General features: G+C 36.1%; 18 protein-coding genes. 5 read left to right on the top strand and 13 right to left on the bottom strand.

Annotation, left to right across the window (positions count from 1 at the left end; translation table 11 throughout):
- Positions 1–166: 166 nt before the first annotated feature.
- On the top strand, positions 167–1,300 hold the full coding sequence (gene hemW, locus GYM75_RS02365; protein WP_220216580.1) for a radical SAM family heme chaperone HemW: 1,134 nt from the start codon (positions 167–169) through the stop codon (positions 1,298–1,300).
- 245 nt (positions 1,301–1,545) lie between these two features.
- Here the strand turns inward: hemW and GYM75_RS02360 are convergent, their stop codons facing one another.
- Both GYM75_RS02360 and GYM75_RS02355 read right to left on the bottom strand, forming a co-directional pair.
- Positions 1,546–2,514: a sugar kinase gene (locus tag GYM75_RS02360; protein WP_220216579.1), complete on the bottom strand. Its 969-nt coding sequence runs from the start codon at positions 2,512–2,514 to the stop codon at positions 1,546–1,548.
- 9 nt (positions 2,515–2,523) lie between these two features.
- A complete protein-coding gene (locus GYM75_RS02355) occupies positions 2,524–3,330 on the bottom strand; it encodes a DeoR/GlpR family DNA-binding transcription regulator (RefSeq protein WP_255556885.1) in 807 nt (268 codons plus the stop codon).
- 341 nt (positions 3,331–3,671) lie between these two features.
- On the opposite strand from GYM75_RS02355, the gene GYM75_RS02350 reads away from it, so the two are divergent.
- The 4 genes from GYM75_RS02350 to GYM75_RS02335 are packed head-to-tail and all read left to right on the top strand — an operon-like array spanning position 3,672 to position 7,374.
- On the top strand, positions 3,672–4,526 hold the full coding sequence (locus tag GYM75_RS02350; RefSeq protein WP_220216577.1) for a tagatose bisphosphate family class II aldolase: 855 nt from the start codon (positions 3,672–3,674) through the stop codon (positions 4,524–4,526).
- A gap of 11 nt (positions 4,527–4,537) precedes the next feature.
- The gene (locus GYM75_RS02345; protein ID WP_220216576.1) at positions 4,538–5,458 is read left to right on the top strand and encodes a 1-phosphofructokinase family hexose kinase; all 921 of its coding nucleotides are present in this window, start codon (positions 4,538–4,540) and stop codon (positions 5,456–5,458) included.
- 10 nt (positions 5,459–5,468) lie between these two features.
- Complete coding sequence (locus GYM75_RS02340) at positions 5,469–6,881, top strand: PTS fructose transporter subunit IIC (RefSeq protein WP_220216575.1); 1,413 nt, start codon at positions 5,469–5,471, stop codon at positions 6,879–6,881.
- Between the two features lie 55 nt (positions 6,882–6,936).
- The gene (locus GYM75_RS02335; RefSeq protein WP_220216574.1) at positions 6,937–7,374 is read left to right on the top strand and encodes a PTS sugar transporter subunit IIA; all 438 of its coding nucleotides are present in this window, start codon (positions 6,937–6,939) and stop codon (positions 7,372–7,374) included.
- A gap of 121 nt (positions 7,375–7,495) precedes the next feature.
- Here GYM75_RS02335 and GYM75_RS02330 read toward each other — a convergent pair whose 3' ends face one another.
- From GYM75_RS02330 to GYM75_RS02280, 11 genes are all read right to left on the bottom strand, one after another.
- Positions 7,496–7,969 (bottom strand): hypothetical protein, encoded by a 474-nt coding sequence (locus GYM75_RS02330; protein WP_220216573.1) that lies wholly within the window; start codon positions 7,967–7,969, stop codon positions 7,496–7,498.
- Positions 7,970–8,010: 41 nt separating this feature from the next.
- Positions 8,011–9,138: a bifunctional diaminohydroxyphosphoribosylaminopyrimidine deaminase/5-amino-6-(5-phosphoribosylamino)uracil reductase RibD gene (gene ribD, locus GYM75_RS02325; protein WP_220216572.1), complete on the bottom strand. Its 1,128-nt coding sequence runs from the start codon at positions 9,136–9,138 to the stop codon at positions 8,011–8,013.
- Positions 9,139–9,146: 8 nt separating this feature from the next.
- The gene (gene nrdR, locus GYM75_RS02320) at positions 9,147–9,599 is read right to left on the bottom strand and encodes a transcriptional regulator NrdR (RefSeq protein WP_065558910.1); all 453 of its coding nucleotides are present in this window, start codon (positions 9,597–9,599) and stop codon (positions 9,147–9,149) included.
- Positions 9,600–9,757: 158 nt separating this feature from the next.
- Positions 9,758–11,047 (bottom strand): threonine synthase, encoded by a 1,290-nt coding sequence (thrC, locus tag GYM75_RS02315; protein WP_220216571.1) that lies wholly within the window; start codon positions 11,045–11,047, stop codon positions 9,758–9,760.
- 121 nt (positions 11,048–11,168) lie between these two features.
- Positions 11,169–12,107, bottom strand: a complete 939-nt coding sequence (thrB, locus tag GYM75_RS02310; protein ID WP_220216570.1) for a homoserine kinase — start codon at positions 12,105–12,107, stop codon at positions 11,169–11,171.
- A complete protein-coding gene (gene thrA, locus GYM75_RS02305) occupies positions 12,108–14,564 on the bottom strand; it encodes a bifunctional aspartate kinase/homoserine dehydrogenase I (RefSeq protein WP_220216569.1) in 2,457 nt (818 codons plus the stop codon). It lies immediately after the preceding gene.
- 358 nt (positions 14,565–14,922) lie between these two features.
- Positions 14,923–15,252 (bottom strand): hypothetical protein, encoded by a 330-nt coding sequence (locus GYM75_RS02300; protein WP_065558914.1) that lies wholly within the window; start codon positions 15,250–15,252, stop codon positions 14,923–14,925.
- A 121-nt stretch (positions 15,253–15,373) separates the two neighbouring features.
- Positions 15,374–16,123 carry an SDR family oxidoreductase gene (locus GYM75_RS02295; RefSeq protein ID WP_220216568.1) on the bottom strand — a complete coding sequence of 250 codons (750 nt, stop codon included), beginning with the start codon at positions 16,121–16,123 and terminating at the stop codon, positions 15,374–15,376.
- 167 nt (positions 16,124–16,290) lie between these two features.
- Complete coding sequence (gene uspA, locus GYM75_RS02290) at positions 16,291–16,767, bottom strand: universal stress protein UspA (protein ID WP_220216567.1); 477 nt, start codon at positions 16,765–16,767, stop codon at positions 16,291–16,293.
- A 66-nt stretch (positions 16,768–16,833) separates the two neighbouring features.
- Entirely contained in the window at positions 16,834–18,348 is a 1,515-nt protein-coding gene (gene pitA, locus GYM75_RS02285) for an inorganic phosphate transporter PitA (protein WP_220216566.1), read from the bottom strand.
- 68 nt (positions 18,349–18,416) lie between these two features.
- Positions 18,417–19,388 carry a bile acid:sodium symporter family protein gene (locus GYM75_RS02280; protein WP_220216565.1) on the bottom strand — a complete coding sequence of 324 codons (972 nt, stop codon included), beginning with the start codon at positions 19,386–19,388 and terminating at the stop codon, positions 18,417–18,419.
- Between the last annotated feature and the right edge of the window lie 25 nt (positions 19,389–19,413).

Below are 19,413 nucleotides of genomic sequence, written 5' to 3'. Positions count from 1 at the left end.
TCTTATCGATAATTAATATCGAAAAATTAATGGTGATTGTACGCTCTTTACACGGAATTTAAAAATACCAAAATAGTAAAAAAAGCTTTTTTTTATGAATTGAAGTAAAATAGTGCAATATTTATATAACCATTCATCAACCGCTATTAAGTTTTAGGATAGGCAGATGTTTTCATATAAAATTCCACTTAGCTTATATATACATATGCCTTGGTGTGTACAAAAATGTCCTTATTGTGATTTCAATTCTCACACCATCAAAAAAACACCTGATTATCGTGCTTATATTGATCATTTGATTAAAGATTTACAGCAAGATATAGCACTTTGTTCTGAACGCTCGATCCATTCGGTTTTTATCGGCGGTGGTACACCAAGTTTATTTTCTGCTGAATTAATTAATCATCTGTTAACAAAGGTTAATGAACTGATTCCAATTGAAAAAGATGCCGAAATCACTATCGAAGCCAATCCAAATTCGGTTGATGCAGAAAGATTTACAGGCTATCAACAAGCAGGAATAAATCGTATTTCAATAGGAGTTCAAAGTTTTCAAACCGATAAACTCATCAAATTAGGACGTATTCATAATCCCCAGGAAGCAATCAATGCTGGGAAATTAGCACATAAGCTAAAATTGAACAGCTTTAATTTAGATCTAATGCATGGACTCCCCGATCAAAGTTTGGACGATGCCCTATTTGATCTTACACAAGCAATCGCTATTGATCCTCCCCATTTATCCTGGTATCAATTAACCATTGAGCCTAATACGCTTTTTGGTTCTAAACCACCTGTTCTTCCGGATGATGATAAGTTATGGGAAATTTATCAACTAGGTCATCAGCTATTAACTCAACATGGTTATCAGCAATATGAAACATCAGCTTATGCGAAACCAGAATTTAAATGCCAACATAATTTAAATTATTGGCGATTTGGTGACTATTTAGGAATTGGATGTGGTGCACATGGTAAAATAACCCAATCTAATAGAGATATTATTCGTACCGTAAAAACACGTCACCCCAAAGGGTATCTTGAAGGACGTTATATCGAAAAATCTTATACCGTACCAAAGGAAGATCTTGCATTCGAATTTTTTATGAATCGTTTTAGATTATTTGAATCGTTCCCAAAATACGAGTTTGAAGAGCGAACTTTTTTGCCTTTAAAGACTATCGAAAAACAAATAAACATTGCCATTGAAAAAAATTTTCTTTGTGATGATAAAAAAAATTGGAAAATTACAGAACATGGAAAACTTTTTTTAAACTCATTGCTTGAAATATTTTTATAGAATTATCAATATGTTAAGTTGGTTTTTACAATGCCAATTTGTTAATTTACGTTAAATTAATGGATTAAATACGGACAATTTAGAAAAATATTTACATCTAATTACATACTTTTACTTAAAAAAGGTGCATAATATACTCGACAATGTATTTATTTCATTGTTTTCCTATTCCTTATGTTTTCCCAATAACGTTGTTATTGGGATTTTTTTTGATTTTATTTCGCTTTAAAATAAACTTACAATATTTAATTATCTTTGGAATGGGAAATAAATTTGTCCAATTCTGTTAATGTTGAAGTCCCTTCCATTGGTCCTTTTTTGGATACCGCAAGCGCACCACTTGCATTAGCATATTCTAGTGCTTTTTCAACCGAAAAACCGGCTAACATTAAACTGACAAATGTAGCTCCAAAACAATCACCCGCTCCGGTTGGATCTACCGATTCTCTTTTAAAACCATCAACATGCATCGTTTTGATTTTATTATTTTCATCATATCCATAATAATTAGCGCCTTTAGCACCACATTTTACAGCTATATGTTTAATCCCTTTTTGAAGCAATTTAGTCATGATTTCAAGTTCACTTTCATCATTATTATCAGCAAAATAGTAAACTTCACTTTCACTCGGCAAAAATATATCGGTATATTCCATAATATAATCGAATGATTGCTCCATTTCCTGAATATTAAACATCTCCTTGCGTAAATTGGGATCGAAGGAAATAGTCCCACCATTTTGCTTGATGATGTCCAGTGCTTTGCGCATAGCATCAATTGCTCGAAAAGAGTAGAGAGAAGAACCCATAACGTGTAAATGAGAACAATCTTTTAGAAGATTTTCAATAATATGATTGAAGGAAAGTAAACCACATGCACTATTTGGAATATTGAAAATAAAGTCCCTTTCATTTGAATTTCGATATGAAACAAAAGCGCTTCCGGTATTGGCTTTATCATGAAAAGTGATGCCATCTGTAATCACTCCATCTCGTTTGAGCCGATTAACACACATTCTGCCAAAAGGGTCTTTACCAACACAACTGAAAAAAACAACAGGAAAACCTAATTTAGCAACTTGATCTGCAAAAATTGCAGGTGCACCACTTGGAAAAGGGCCAATAAATTCGCCTGTTTGATCAAATCGTTGATGCTGCTCGCTTGCTAAAAATTCAACTAATAATTCTCCTATAGTGCAAATCTTAAAATCCATATCATGCTCCTAAGTCATTTGATAAGTCACACTAAATTTATTTGCTGCAAATTGTCTAAAATTTGAATCTAATAATTGTTGATGATATTCGGTGACGGCAGGTCTTGATAAAATGACGACATCCAGATTTTTCAATTTACCAATGCTATGATCATCATTGCAAATACCCCTTTGCGGTAAAATACCGATTATATGGTGAGCTTTTTTAGTCACTTGCTGATAAGCATTAATCTGTTCAAAATCTTCTATTATTAATTGATTATTATTGTTAATAGCACATAATTCTATTATAAAATGCGAGATTTGATAGTCATTCAAAATAGGGTCAATTCCATTATTTTGTAGTATATTACCTTCTAATAACATCCCCCCAATAAGGATAATATTTGCATCAGTGAATTCTTTAGCAAGTTGAGCATTATTGAGGTCATTCATGATTATTGTTAAAGATCTTTTGGAATATAGATAGGGGATGAGCTTTCTCGTTAATCTACCATGACTCAAAAAAATAGTATCTCCATCATTTATGTAATTTAAACAATTTTTTACTAAGTCAATGTTATTACGATCATCAATAAATGATGAATAATTAGCATTGGTTAAATTGTTTTTATTTATTGATGCTTCTGGTGATAAGTATATTGCTCCCCCAAAAGAACGTTTTAAATACCCTTGATGTTCTAAGTAAGTCAAATCTTGACGGATAGTTACTGTTGAAACTTGAAGCATGTATGATAACTCATCAACTTTTACTTCACCTTTTTTTCGCACAATTTCTGCTATGTCTAACCGACGTTTTAACAGGGCTGAAGACACTTTAGTCAATTTTTATATCCTATATTACATATAATAAATCAAGAACGTTGATAATAAAATTTATCATACAAGTGGTCAACAATAATTCGCAAACAGTGTTCTAACTTAATTATTCCAGCTTACATATCTAAAAGTTATGAAACTAATGTTACCCATTAAAACTCGACTTTTCCAATTTAAATTCCTCATTTTCTTAAGCAAATATTAAAATTTGTGATCCTCCTCACGGTAATCGCACTAGCGTAACTTTCATTTTGAAAGCATAATAAATAAAAATAAGTTTCATTTGAAAAAATGAATACTTGAAAGTGAATTAATATCGATAATTAAGGAGCTGTCATATGTCGATCATTTCAAGTCATAATATGTTAAAAAAAGCACAGCAGGAACATTATGCCGTTCCAGCTTTTAACATACATAATCTAGAAACCATGCAAGTTGTTGTTGAAACGGTTGCCGAATTACAGTCCCCTGTGATTTTAGCCGGCACCCCAGGTACCTATAGTTATGCCAGTACCGAAAATATTATTGCCATTGCCGAAGCGTTATCTAAAAAACACAATGTACCATTAGCTGTTCATCTCGATCACCACGAAGAATACGATGATATTGTTGAAAAAATTAATTCAGGAATACGCTCAGTCATGATTGATGGTTCGCATTTCCCTTTTGAAGAAAACATTGCGTTAGTAAAACGCGTTGTTGATTATGCTCACCGCTATGATGTGAGTGTTGAAGCTGAATTAGGTAGGCTTGGTGGCGTTGAAGATGATCTTGTAGTGGATGCTAAAGATGCTTTATATACCAATCCTAAACAAGCAGTTGAATTTATTGAAAGAACCGGAATTGATTCACTTGCCATTGCAATTGGGACAGCTCACGGTCTGTATAAATCAGAACCTAAATTAGATTTTGATCGACTTTCTGAAATTCGTTCCATGGTGGATATTCCACTGGTATTACATGGCGCTTCAGGTGTTCCGGACAAAGATGTCCGTGAATGCATTCAACGTGGTATTTGCAAAGTCAATGTAGCAACAGAACTCAAAATCGCCTTTTCTGATGCGCTAAAACACTATTTTATCGAAAATCCAAATGCCAATGATCCTCGACATTACATGAAACCAGCAAAAGCAGCGATGAAAGAAGTGGTTAAAAAAATCATTACAACATGTGGATGTGCCGGTAAACTCTAAGAGGTCAACATATGATCTATACTTTAACACTCAATACGGCAATTGATATGAATATCCGTTGCCAAGGTCTAAATCCAAATTCAGTGAATCGTACTTCACATACAGAATATAGTCCCAATGGTAAAGCCGTTAACGTTTCAATTGTTTTGAAAAAGTTTAATAGACCAACATGTGCATTGGGCTTTTTTGGAGGATTTTCGGGTAAATATATTGTTGATGAACTCATCAAAATGCAGATCGAAATCAAACCTTGTTTTATCGATGATATCACTCGCATTAACGTTTTTATTAATGATGGACAAAATGAATATAAGCTCGTGGGAAAAGGGCCTTTTGTTCCTGATAAGAAAAAGACTGAAATGCTAAACATCATCGATTCACTCAATCACAATAGCTATTTAGTCATCAGTGGTAGTCTACCTAATAATATCGAACCTGAATATTATCAAGCTGTTTTAGATATATGCCAAACCAAAAATATTCAAGTTATTTTAGATATCAGTCATCCTAAACTCGCTCAATTACTTACTTATAAACCGCTATTAATTAAACCCAATAATGATGAACTGAAAGAGATTTTTGGATTAGAAACCCAAACGACAGAACAAGTCATTGCATCATTATCAACGGTACATTCACTTGGTGCTCAAAATATTTTATTAACTATGGGGGAAAAAGGTCTTTACTTTTCAAATGGTCAGCATGTTTGGTATTGTAATGCTGTGCCAATCAATTTGATCAGTTCTGCTTGTGCAGGCGATGCGTCACTTGCTGCATTTCTTAGTGAATGGCTACCGAAACAAGAACACGTTGAAAAAGCAATGAAAAAAGCCTCTGCAACAGGGGCTAATGTTGCAGAATCAGATGGATTAGGTCTACTCGATAAAATCAGTACCTATATGGAGAAACTTGTAGTTACCCAAATTAAATAAAGGGGGCGTTATGAAGAAGATACTCGCTGTAACAGGCTGCCCAACCGGTATCGCACATACCTATATGGCAGAAGAAGCATTAAAATCAGCTGCACAAAAAGCAGGAATTGATATTAAAGTAGAAACCAATGGTGCAAGTGGTGTTGATAATGCAATTACCGAAGCTGATATGGCAAATGCCATTGGGGTGATTATTGCGGCAGATAAAGATGTTAATCCTGATCGCTTTAATGGTTTACCTGTTATTGAAGTTCCCGTTAAAGAGGGTATACATAAAGCGACAGCATTAATAGAACAAATCACTTCAGGGACAGTTCCAGTTCGCAAAGGCGTACAAAATAGTGTTAATAAAGCGAGTTCAAATCAAGTGGAAGTCAAAGAATCGATTGGACGCCAGCTCTATAAACATTTAATGAGCGGTGTATCAAACATGCTGCCATTTGTTGTCGCCGGTGGTGTACTCATTGCTTTATCATTTTTATGGGGTATTTATTCCGCAGATCCTAAAAATGAACAATATAATGAATTTGCAGCAATGCTTAATCAAATTGGTGGAAAAGCATTTGACATTATGGTGCCTATTTTCACCGCTTTTATAGCCAATTCTATTGCAGGTAAGCAAGGGATGGTTGCCGGTTTTGTAGGTGGATTAATGGCTACGGCTACCGGTGCAGGTTTTTTAGGCGGTATTCTCGCTGGATTTGCTGCTGGCTATTTGATGCTATATGTTAAAAAATGGTTAGATCATCTACCTCGCTCTTTCGAAGGACTGAAATCTATTTTTATCATGCCATTAATCGGTGTATTTGTTATTGGTGCAGGGATGTATTATCTCGGTAAACCCATCGCCATAGCGAATAACACAATGGCTGTATGGCTTGGTTCATTACAACATACTAATCCAATTTTACTCGGTATTGTTATTGGTGCTATGTGTTCCTTTGATTTTGGTGGCCCTATTAATAAAGCAGCTTATGTAACAGGTACTATGTTATTGGGTGAAGGAAATTACTATTTTATGGCAGGGGTTTCAGCTGCTTGCATTGCACCGCCTTTTGTTATCGCCTTCTCGACGACCATTTTCCGTCAAAAAGCCTTTACAGAAGAAGAACGTGCTGCGGGTATTGTCAATTATGTTCTCGGTTCCACACATATTACCGAAGGTGCAATTCCATTTGCGGCAAAAGATCCTTTGCGCGTCATTCCAATCATGATGTTATCGTCGGCAATTGCATCCGTATTGACATTTCTATGCCAAATTCAAGTGCCTGCTCCACATGGCGGCTTTTTAGTATTGCCTTTGGTCAATAAACCGCTTTTATGGGTTGGTTGCATTTTCGCTGGTGCAATAGTTGGCGCAATTCTATTAGGTTTAGTTCGTATTGCACAAAACAAAAAATTAGCTATTAAAGCAACGGTATAATCAACAAATTAGTCTACCGCTCATCATCGGTAGACTAACAAAATAAGGATAACAAATGAGCGATTTAAAACTCAATGTAAATGATATTTCAATTATAGAGGGCGCTTTTCTAAAACAAGATGCGATTAAAGCAGTATCTGAAAAGATGATTAACGCGGGATTAGTCAAAAATGATTATACTCTAGCAATGTTCGATCGTGATGCACAAATTTCGACTTTTTTGGGTAATGGTATAGCCATTCCACATGGCACAATAGAAAAACGTGATAGTGTTATCGAAACGGGACTTAAAGTGATTTATTATCCACAAGGTATCAAGTGGGACGAAGATAATAATATTGCTTATGTTGTCATTGGTATTGCGGCTAAATCGAATGAGCACTTAGATATATTACGTAAATTAACACGTGCCGTGATTGCAGACGATACACTTGAGCGTATCTTAGCAGTAAAGGCACCAGAACAACTATTAGCAATTCTTCAAGGTAATTAATGATAATCACCGAATGAAGTATTCGCATTTAACTCATGGGGGGTATCGGCATCTTATTAACAATAGATGCCGTTAACTCAACTGAGCACAGTTCATATTTGCAATAGAAAATACAGTTCATTTATGAATAAAAATTTTCCAGGCGATTATGAATAATTGCCTTATCTTTTACCATTTCAAATGAGACTAAAAATCCCTGCCAATTAATACCTAAAACAATTAACATCTCGTTAAAGTCATAGTAATAACGCACCTCATCGTCATTAATAGAGTCTTTAAACTTAAAATTATGATTAAACTCATCTGTTAACTCAAACGGATGACCCATTTTAAAATCAAAACCTAAATAAGTTAAAATTTGATTAGCTTTATCACGTAAAAACGTGTTCTCCACCACATCTTCCAGTGATAATGCTTCAACATGCCCCAAAATATAAAAAAACAGAATTTGATAACCACATACTTTTGCTATTCCTGATATATCCGCATAAATAAAATCGTCGATAATTTGATACTCATCTAAAGTAAAAAAACAATCGATATCCAGCTTGTTAAAGCTTGCCTTTTCATACAAAAGGCCCCGTTCACTATTCAAATTAACGTTTTCCTTTTTTAAAATAGGGAATTGAACTGTCATCAAATTGCAGATGATTTTCTTTTTAGAATAACGCGCATATCCTCACCAACTGCTACAACTGATTCAAATTGAAATTGAGGAGCTAGGGATAATTTTTGCAAATTAGGTAAAATACACATATCTTTAGCATTATGACCTAGCAGCTTTGGCGCATAATAAATAATCAGTTCATCAACTAAATTTTGTTCAATTAACGCACCGGCAAGGTGTGCACCTGCTTCAACCCAAACACTATTTATCTGCTTTTGAGCTAAGTTTTCGAGTAAAACTTTTATATCAATATACTGATTAGCTGAGGGCTCTACAATCAACAATGCGTTGGGCACTGCAATTGATAAATTTTGCTTTCGTACAACCCAAGTTTCGCCGGGTTGTTGGAAAATATTCTCATCACCGGTTAATTGATGTTGACCATCAATAATTATTCTAATGGGTTGTCTAATCTTTTCTATAGGATAGATTTTCTGTATGTCATCGGGTAATTGGTGATATCTAACGGTTAAACTTGCATTATCGGTTTGTACTGTTTTACGGGTACTTAATATACAACTGGCTTGAGCACGAAACTGTTGTACATCTTCTCTTGCCTTGTTTGAGGTTATCCACTTGCTTTCACCCGATGCCATGGCGATTTTTCCGTCTAACGATGCCGCCAGTTTCAGTTGGACAAAAGGTAAGCCTGTGCGCATGCGTTTTAAAAAACCTTTATTAATCGCTTCCGCTTGGTCAGCTAAAACCCCTAGAGTTACCTCGATACCAGCATCTTGTAAACGTTTAATGCCCTTACCTGCAACATTAGGGTTGGGATCTTGCATGGCGATAACGACACGTTTAACCCCTGATTGAATTAATGCATCGGCACAAGGCGGCGTTCGACCAAAATGACTACAAGGCTCTAAGGTAACATAAGCGGTTGCACCTTTTGCTTGTTGTCCCGCCATTTGTAGGGCATAAACTTCTGCATGTGGTTGACCCGCTTTTTGATGATAACCAGTCCCAATAACTTGATTATCTTTAACGATGACACACCCGACATTAGGATTAGGCGTTGTCGTGAAACGACCAAGTTTTGCAAGCTCAATCGCTTGATGCATGTAAACGTGATCTTGATCAGAAATTGTTGTCATATTATTGATTATTTTTGTTGTAATTTAGCAATCTCATTACTAAATTGTTCAATATCATCAAAACTAAAATAGACAGAAGCAAAACGAATATAAGCGATTTTGTCTAAATTTTTAAGCTCCTCAATGACATAGTCACCAATTAATTTTGCAGGAACTTCTCGCTCACCCGTTGCTCTCAGTTTAGACTTAATACGTGTAATGGCATCTTCAATAGCATCAAAACTAACAGGACGCTTTTCAAGTGCACGCTTAATGCCATTACGGAGCTTTTCTTCGTTAAATGGTTCACGAACTTTATTGCTTTTGATGACATTAGGCATGATTAATTCAGCAACTTCAAATGTAGTGAAACGTTCATTACATTCCACACATTGACGACGGCGACGGACTTGGTAGCCTTCTCCAACCAAACGAGAATCAATGACTTTAGTATCTTCAGCATTACAAAACGGACAGTACATAAAACATCTCTATAATGACATAATGTACATTACAATATCTGAAAATGTTAATTTAAACAAGGTTTACCTTAATAAAGTCAATTTGTTTTTGAAAATTAGCCTGAACACTTAAATACCCAGCCAAACAGACCGTCGCCAATTCAGCGACGGAAAGCAAATTACCAATCTAACTGAATCAAAAAATCACGTAATTTGACAAAATCATCAGGCATATTATGTGAAAGTAACGGCATATCTGCACGCTCAGCTAATGCTTTAGGTAATGGAATGGTTCGCCCCAAAATATCTTCAACCACTTCTTTGAATTTTGCAGGGTGTGCAGTACCTAAAAATAATCCATATTCACCGGTTTGCAGTTGGTCACGAAGCGCACGATAAGCAATAGCGCCATGCGGTTCAGATAAATAACCTTTTTTATCCAGTTCACGAACGGCTTGTTTAGAAACTTCATCGGAAATAGCGGCATGTCCAAGTGTTTTTAAAACCCAACCTTCACGGCGATAAATTTCTTCTATACGTGGCCAGTTATTAGGTTGGCTCACATCCATTGCATTCGATAGCGTGGCAATAGTAGGATGAGGCTCCCATTTACCCGTTTCTAAATAACGAGGGACGGTATCATTAGCATTAGTCGCGGCTATAAAGCGTTTGATCGGTAATCCCATCGTCTTAGCTAATAATCCGGCAGTTAAGTCACCAAAATTACCACTTGGCACCGAAATGACCAACTGTTCTCGTTGCTTTGGCGTGAGCTGGGCATAAGCTTCAAAATAGTAACAAATTTGGGCGAGTAACCGGCTAATATTAATTGAATTTGCTGAATTTAAACCAATTGCTGTCTTTAACTCTTCATCATCAAAGGCTTTTTTAACCAGAGCTTGGCAGGCATCAAAATCACTTTGAATAGCAATAGTATGAATATTATCGCCCAATGTACAAAAGAGTTTTTCTTGTAGCGGGCTGATTTTTCCTTGTGGATATAAAATTACCACCCGAATATTAGGTAGATGATAGAAAGCATGGGCAACCGCAGCACCAGTATCACCTGATGTCGCCGTTAAAATAGTGATTTTATCATCGGCAGCAACTTGAACTAATGCTTGCGCCATAAAGCGCCCACCAAAATCTTTAAAGGCAAGTGTTGGTCCGTGATATAACTCTAAAGTACCAATATCATTTTCAACTGCTTTGACTGGCGCAGGAAATTGAAAGGCATTATTAACTAAACGTTGCATATCTTGATGACTGATTTCATCGCCAATAAATGCGGATAAGATTTTGGCACTTCGCGTTACAAAATCGAGTTTTAATAGCGATTCAATTTCGTTTGCAGAAAATTTTGGCAATGTTTCTGGAAAAAAAAGCCCTTGGTTTCGTCCTAATCCTTGCTTAACAGCCTGAGCAAAGCTAACTTGCTGAGCGTGATCTTTTAAATTATACAATTTCATGATATTTTCCGATAATCTTTATGCTTTAATTGGTTACACTTTTTGACAACCTTTTTAGCGGTTAGTCAGTCATAATTCAGAATAGATTTAAGTTTACCTAACGTTTCAAAAATGGATAAACTTAAATTACTCTTGCCCCTTGTTGATCAATTTTACAAATATGCGTAAACCCATCACTATTTTGTAAATAGCGACTTTTAAGAAGTATTTCGATTTGCTGCGCAGTCTCTAATTTATCCGCAATAACAAACATGGTTGGTCCAGAACCTGAAATGCCTGAAGCTAACGCACCAAGTTGTTTTACACGTTGCTGTGTTTCATCAAAGTTTGGTAACAACTGTTTGCGATAAGGTTCAGCAATATTATCGATCAGCATGGCAGCGGCTAATTTAGATTGCTTGGTATAACAGGCATGCACAAAGCCGCCTACATAACGACCATGAGCGACACAATCTGATTTTTGATATTGTGCAGGTAAAATAGCCCGTGCTTCAGCCGTTGAGACTTTGATCCCCGGATAAGCCATAACCCAATACCAATCTTCAAAATGAGGAATAGATTCACTGATTATGCCCATTTCATCCAGAATCAGTTGCATGCCACCTAAATAACAAGGCGCAACGTTATCATAATGCACACTACCCGAAATTCGTCCTTCCAGTTCACCCATCATTTTAAGCATTTCAATTTGATTAAAAGGTTGACCAAAATACTCATTTAAGGCAACAAACGCCCCCACGACTGAACACGCACTTGACCCTAAACCAGAACCAATAGGCATATTTTTTTCAAGTGTGATACTCACCGGTAACGTTTTACCCATTGCTTTACAAAAACGCTGCCAACATTGATAAACAATGTTGTATTTAGGGTCTCGTGGCAATTTTTTAACAAACTGCCCTTTACTAACCAGTTTAAATTCAGTTGATGATTCAACAGTGATACAATCACCCAGCATCGTTCCACTTATTGGGCTAATTGCTGCACCTAAAATATCAAATCCCACACTGATATTTGCCATTGATGCAGGAGCATATACTGTTATGGATTGATGTGTCATTTAACCTCCGATTTTTCCTGATGTTGTACGCAAAATATCGGCAAACACACCCGCCGCAGTAACATCATTACCTGCACCATAACCTCGCAAGACTAATGGGATTGGCTGATAGTAGCGAGTATAAAATGCTAATGCATTTTCACCATTTTTAACTTTATAAAGTGGGTCTTCACTATCGACGGCTTCAATTTTAACACTACATTGTCCGCCCTCAATGCTGCCTACATAACGCAATACTTTCCCCTCTTGTATCGCTTTTTCAGATTTTGCTTTAAATTCAGCATCCAGTTGCGGTAATTTTGTCATAAACTCTTCGATACTTCCTTGCGCATATTCTTTAGGTAACACCGATTCCACTTTTATCTGATCTAACTCAAGTTGTAATCCTGCTTCACGAGCTAAGATTAATAGTTTGCGTGCAACATCTGTCCCTGATAAATCATCTCTTGGATCAGGTTCAGTAAAGCCTTTCTCTTTAGCTAGTTTTGTCGCCTCTGATAACGACATTCCTTCATCGAGTTTACCGAAAATAAAAGAAAGCGAACCCGACAAAATACCCGAAAATTTAATGAGTTCATCACCAGCATTGAGTAAATTTTGTAGATTTTCAATAACGGGTAACCCTGCACCCACATTGGTATCATATTGGAACTTGCGTTTACTTTTTTCAGCCTCTTGTCGTAAACGTAAATAATAAGCCATTGAACTAGTATTCGCTTTCTTATTAGGGGTAACCACATGGAAACCATTGGCTAAAAAGTCTGCATATTTATCAGCCACTTCACTACTAGATGTACAATCAACCAAAATTGGATTAAGAAGACGATTATTTTTAGCAAATTCAATTATGCCTTCTAGAGTATAAGGGATGTCAGATTGTTTAATCTGTTCTCGCCAATTTTTTAGATCAATGCCATCACGATTTAATAAACTGTGTTTAGAATTAAACAGACCGCAGACCCGCAGATCAATCTGTTTATTTTTAAGCCATTTTTGTTGGCGTCCTATCTGATCAACCAGTGCTCCCCCTACACCACCTACACCAACGACAAAGACATCTAACATTTTGTCGGTGCCAAATAGCATTTGATGAGTAACACGCACCCCCATTACGGCGACATCATTATCCACAACGACCGAAATTGAGCGTTCAGATGATCCTTGAGCAATAGCCACAATATTAATATTGGCTCGCGCCAAAGCAGTAAAGAAATTAGCTGATAGACCTCGTAGCGTGCGCATACCATCACCAACCACCGAGATAATAGCAAGCTTATCAATTACTTCAATCGGCTCCAGTAATCCATCTTTTAATTCTAAATAAAATTCATCATTTAATGCTTCTTGAGCTCGATATAATTCTGTTTGAGGAATACAAAAGCTAATACTATATTCTGATGAAGATTGCGTAATGAGTACTACCGAAATACCGGCATAAGACATGGCAGCAAAGACCCGTGCCGACATGCCGACCATCCCTTTCAAACCAGGGCCAGATACATTAATCATAGCCATGTTATTGAGATTAGTTATGCCTTTTACTGGTGTTGTTGAGTCAACGACATTGGCACCGATCAATGTTCCCGGCGCATCAGGATTATTGGTATTTTTGATAAGACAAGGTATTTGGAACTGAGCAATAGGTAAAATAGTTCTTGGATGAAGCACTTTGGCACCAAAATAAGATAGCTCCATGGCTTCTTGATAAGACATAGTCTTGAGTAATTTCGCATCCGGTACAATACGAGGATCACAAGTATAAACACCATCGACATCCGTCCAAATCTCGCAACAACTAGCTTGCAAACAAGCCGCTAATACGGAAGCGGAATAGTCAGAGCCATTACGCCCAAGCACAACGAGTTCCCCTTTATCATTTCCGGCGGTAAAACCAGGCATCAATATTATATGGTCTTCAGGGATGTGCATATCACTAATTCGATGTGTGGATTGAGCAATATCAACCGTTGATTCCAAGTAGTCACCTTCTGCAATTAACATTGCCACTGGATCAATAACCGTGACTAAATGCCCTTTTGCTTTAAGCAGTGCTTGCATAATGGCAATAGAGAGTTTTTCACCTCGACAAATGATAGAAGCATTGATGCTATCGGGGCATTGTCCTAATAAACGAATACCTTCAAGTAGCTGTTTGATATGATTTAACTCATTTAATGCAAAATGTTTCATGGCTTCGTAAGCAAAATTTGGTTGTGCTTTTGAAAGACCTTCTAACAAATCCGCAAAGATTTTTTCCGCTTCATAAAGGTTATTTTTAATATCTTGCCCATCAACCGTTTTCTCAACCATCGCTACTAAATGGTTAGTGATTTTTGCCGGCGCCGATAATACTGTCGCTGTTTGCTCTTGTTTAGCATTATTCTCAATAATTTCTGCTACTCGCAAAAAACGTTCTGCATTAGCGACAGATGTTCCTCCAAATTTTAATACTTTCATATCACACCCACCCTTACTATCCTAAGTTATGTCATTGACCATCCAAAATACCATTGAGCCAAAACGTCTGATAAAAACTCATTGCAGTTAAATAAGATTTTTTCTTATCTTGCCTGAAGTCGTTTCATCTTATAAGAAATTTTGAACCTCATATCTTCAATACAAAATAAAAACCCGCCTTTTTTGGCGGGTTTTCTTATATTTTTAGAAAAATATCAACCCGCCCTAGATCGCATAATGGTGCCTAAGGTGATAATAATGCCTGTGATTGTCATTATTATGTTCATGATATTCCCTACTCTGTTTTTATTGCTATACAAAATAAAACAGCCCGACATTTTCATGTCGGGCTGCTATATCAAAATACTTTTTTGCTATTTTCGTATTCATTGACCACTTTGTTCAATGCTTGATATATGCTTTGTGCATCTTGTTTTTTCAATGCTTCATCAAGGATATTTAAATACGATAACATCAATTTTTGATTATCTTCGGCAAACTGGGGTGATACTTCCTGATCTTCATACAACATGACATAAGTTCGCGCAAACCCAAAAATCAAAAAATACACAGCAGCATTTTTTGGATCGTCTTGAATTAATGAGCGCATAGCTTTACGCAGTTTGACATAACTATCTGTGCCCGGCAAACTTGTCGCAAATGTTTTTGTTACTTCAGAGAAAGTCATTGCCATAAACCTTAATCAAAATTATAGGATAAAAGAATAGCAATCCATTAGCTTAAGTGCAAGTCTATTTTGTTTACTAAACTTAATTTTTTACTATTCTAAAAAACAATTAATTTTGTTTTTACTCTTTAAATACTGATAATCCTGCTTGAGCTTGAGCCACAGGCATAATTTCAATCGAAGTCACATTAAAATGTGGTGGTGTATTGACTAACCATGAAATGGTATTGGCAATATCGTCAGGTGTAATATAATCCACACCTTTATAAACAGCAGCGGCTTGTTCATTGTTACCATGAAATCGCACATTCGAAAATTCAGTTCCACCACATAATCCCGGTTCAATATTGGTCACTCTAATTTTTTTACCCAGTAGATCTGTTCGTAAATTGGCACTAAATTGTTTTACAAAGGCTTTAGATGCACCATACACATTGCCACCTTTATAGGCATAACTCCCAGCAACAGATCCAAGATTAATAATATAACCAAAATTACGCTCAACCATTCCCGGTAAGATTTGATGAGTTAAATGCACTAAGCCAATAATATTTGTTTCAATCATGGTTTCCCAATCGTCATAATTAGCTTGATAGGCAGGTTCGAGCCCTAACGCTAAGCCGGCATTATTAATGAGGATATCAATGGGTTGAAATTCTTTAGGAAGTTGTAACAATAGGGATTCTACCGCATCTTTTTTGGTCACATCTAAAACCAATGGTAAAAAATTGCACCCCAGTTCGCTGGCAAGACTTTTTAATTTATCTTCTCGCCTAGCAGTTCCGATAACTTTGTAACCATCAGCAATTAACTTACGACACGTTGCTTGACCAAAACCTGAAGATGCCCCTGTCACTAATGCAATATTCATCGTAAATCTCCTTATTGATTAATTTAGACCTTTGAGTATAGCCCTGAAAACGCCAACATGCCTTATCAAAAAATGGCAAAGTAGCCATCTTACACTCATCTAACTTATGAAATAAGAATCGGTAGCATTGTTTTACAGTAACGTGTAAAGAATAAAAAACCCGCTATTTAAGCGGGTTGATCGTTAAGTTTTTCTTTCGCGACTTGTTCAGCGAGCTCTTCATCTTTTAATGGAACAATCAAAGTATCAATATGTGTATTATTAATAAGTTGACGAGCGGAAGACATTAATTTACTCCAGAAATCTTGGTGATGACCACATACAACAAGATCGACGTTGAATTCATGAATAGCTTCAATCAATACCTGACCAAACTCCCCATTGCCTGATAATGTATGAGCAATAGGATAACCGGCATCATCAGCTAATTTATTTAAAGCAATATGGGCATCCTCGGTAATTTTATCCTTCATATCATTCATATTAATATCAACTAAACCTGTGTAAAGATCAGAATAATTAATACCTACATGAATCAATGAGACTTGAGCATTATAAGGTCTTGCCATTGATACCGCTTTTTCAACAAGCACTTCACTTTCAGGTGATAAATCCACTGCGACTAATATATGTTTATAAGCCATTGTTCTTTACTCCTTTCTTTTTTGGCGCTCAGATTAAAAGTAAAATTAATATCTTCTTTTTTACTACTAAATTAATTTTTGAGCAAGCCAAAAAAGTGATCCAGATAGCAAAATTGAAATTGGCAATGTTAAAATCCAAGTTAATGCAATATTTTTTATCGTTTTGCTTTGTACCCCACCACCATCAACGATCATGGTACCGGCAACCGATGAAGAAAGAACTTGTGTTGTTGATACAGGCATTCCTGTATAACTGGCGATACCAATTGATAATGCGGTTGTAATTTGCGCTGACACACCTTGTGCATAAGTCATCCCTTTTTTACCAATCTTTTCACCAATGGTGATTGCAACACGTCGCCAACCAATCATGGTGCCTAATGCCAGTGCTGAAGCAACAGCAATAATAATCCAAACAGGTGCATACTCAACGGTTTTGAGTAAATCATTATTTAAAGATTTTAGATATTGTTTATCTTCAGTAGAAACATTAGGTTGTTTTGCAACATGCGATACAGTATCGGATAAACAAAGTAAAATACGTCTTGCTTGTGAACGTTGATCGACCGTTAATGCTTCATAATCATTAAGTTTATTAAATAATGAATTAGCAATACCTATTGTCATAAACGAACGAGAGTAGTCGCAGTGATATTGATTAATATCGGTTGTAGGAATTGTCGAATCGATAACGGGTTGATGACCAATTACGCTGGTTAAATCTTTTTGATGTGAAACAAAATACTCTTCAATATTGTGAATTGCATTACGCGTATTGGTAATGTCATAAGTAGATGCACTCATATTCACAATAAAGCCAGCTGGTGCAATTCCCATTAAAACTAACATTAACAAACCAATGCCTTTTTGCCCATCATTCGCACCATGTGAAAAGCTAACACCTGCTGCTGATATAATTAACATGATACGGATCCAAAAAGGGGGTTTCTTCTTACCATAGAGCTTTTCACGCTGTTCTGGCGTCATAAAAATACGTTCTCTTTTTTTACTGCTTTTTTTACTTTGACCTTTACGAGTCCAGTATTTACGCAATAAAAATATCATTAAACCGGCAATGATTAGCCCTACAAGTGGGGAAACAATCAATGACAGGAAGATTTGAATCATTTTAGGAATATTGAGTGCTTCAATAATTGAAGTATCCATGATAAATGCGTTAGCAAGTGCAACCCCAATAATTGAACCAATTAAGGTGTGCGAACTTGATGCAGGAATACCGACATACCATGTCCCTAAATTCCAAATAATGGCAGCAAATAAAATTGAAAAGACCATTGCCAGTCCATGCGCTGAACTAACATTGAGTAATAAATCGGTTGGTAAAAGGTGAACGATTGCGTAAGCAACACTTAACCCACCCAGAAGCACACCAAAAAAATTAAACACGCCAGCCATAAAAACAGCGAGTTGTTCTTTCAATGCTCTTGTATAAATGACAGTTGCCACAGCATTAGCTGTGTCATGAAATCCATTAATTGCTTCGTAAAAAAGAACAAAAAGCAATGCAAAGACTAATAATATAATTGTTGAAAATTCTAAATCAGCAAATAGATGAAACATAATATATCTTTCTGTAGTTAATGGCGGCTCTATTATCCTTGAGAATAAGGCAATGAGCAAAATAATTTTTATATTTTTCGCTTCGCATAACGAGCGGCTAAAAAGGCACAAATCATCAATTGAATTTGGTGAAAAATCATTAAAGGTAAAATCATTATTCCCATAATCGAGATAGGAAAAATCACACTTGCCATGGGAATACCACTAGCAAGACTCTTCTTTGACCCACAAAATACAATCGTGATTTCATCTTCTTTATTAAACCCTAATAATCTTGCACTATAGGTAGTAAACAATAATACAAGAATTAATAATAAAATAGAAAAAAAGATAACACTCAATAGTGATAACACGCCAACTTGTGACCAAATTCCATTTACAACCGCATCACTAAATGCCACATAAACCACTAAAAGGATAGATAAACGATCGGTTTTAGAAATAATATTTTTATATTTGTCGACCCATTTGCCAATATAGCGTCTGGATAAATGACCAATAATAAAAGGTAACATTAACTTGAGCATAATTGAGCTAATGGCATCCATGATATTCATTGATGCAACAGCCTGTGTATGCATCAATAAGCCAACTAATACAGGTGTGATAAAGACACCTAATAACGTCGAGGCTGAAGCACTACAAATAGCCGCTGCAACATTACCTTTTGCAATTGAAGTAAAAGCTATGGCGGACTGAACGGTGGCAGGTAGAACGCAAAGATAGACAAACCCTAAATATAGATTTTCAGAGAGAAACGTTGGCACCAATAATTGCATCATGACGCCCAAAATCGGAAAAACCACAAAAGTGGTGATAAAAATCAGCAAATGTAACCGCCAATTTTTAATGCCAATAACGATTGCTTGAAAAGAGAGCTTTGCGCCATGCATAAAAAACAGTAGACCAATAGCAAAGGTGGTGAGGTATTCGAAAGCAGTTTTAGTTTCACCTTTACAAGGAAACACGCTAGCGGTAAGTACAACGCAAATCAGAATTAATAAAAACGGATCTATTTTAAGACGTTGTAATATATTCATAGTTATCAAGTTAAAAAGTTAAAAA

This window comes from Gilliamella sp. ESL0441, from assembly GCF_019469185.1.
Lineage (GTDB): Bacteria > Pseudomonadota > Gammaproteobacteria > Enterobacterales > Orbaceae > Gilliamella.
This window is presented reverse-complemented; position numbering and strand designations above follow the sequence as displayed.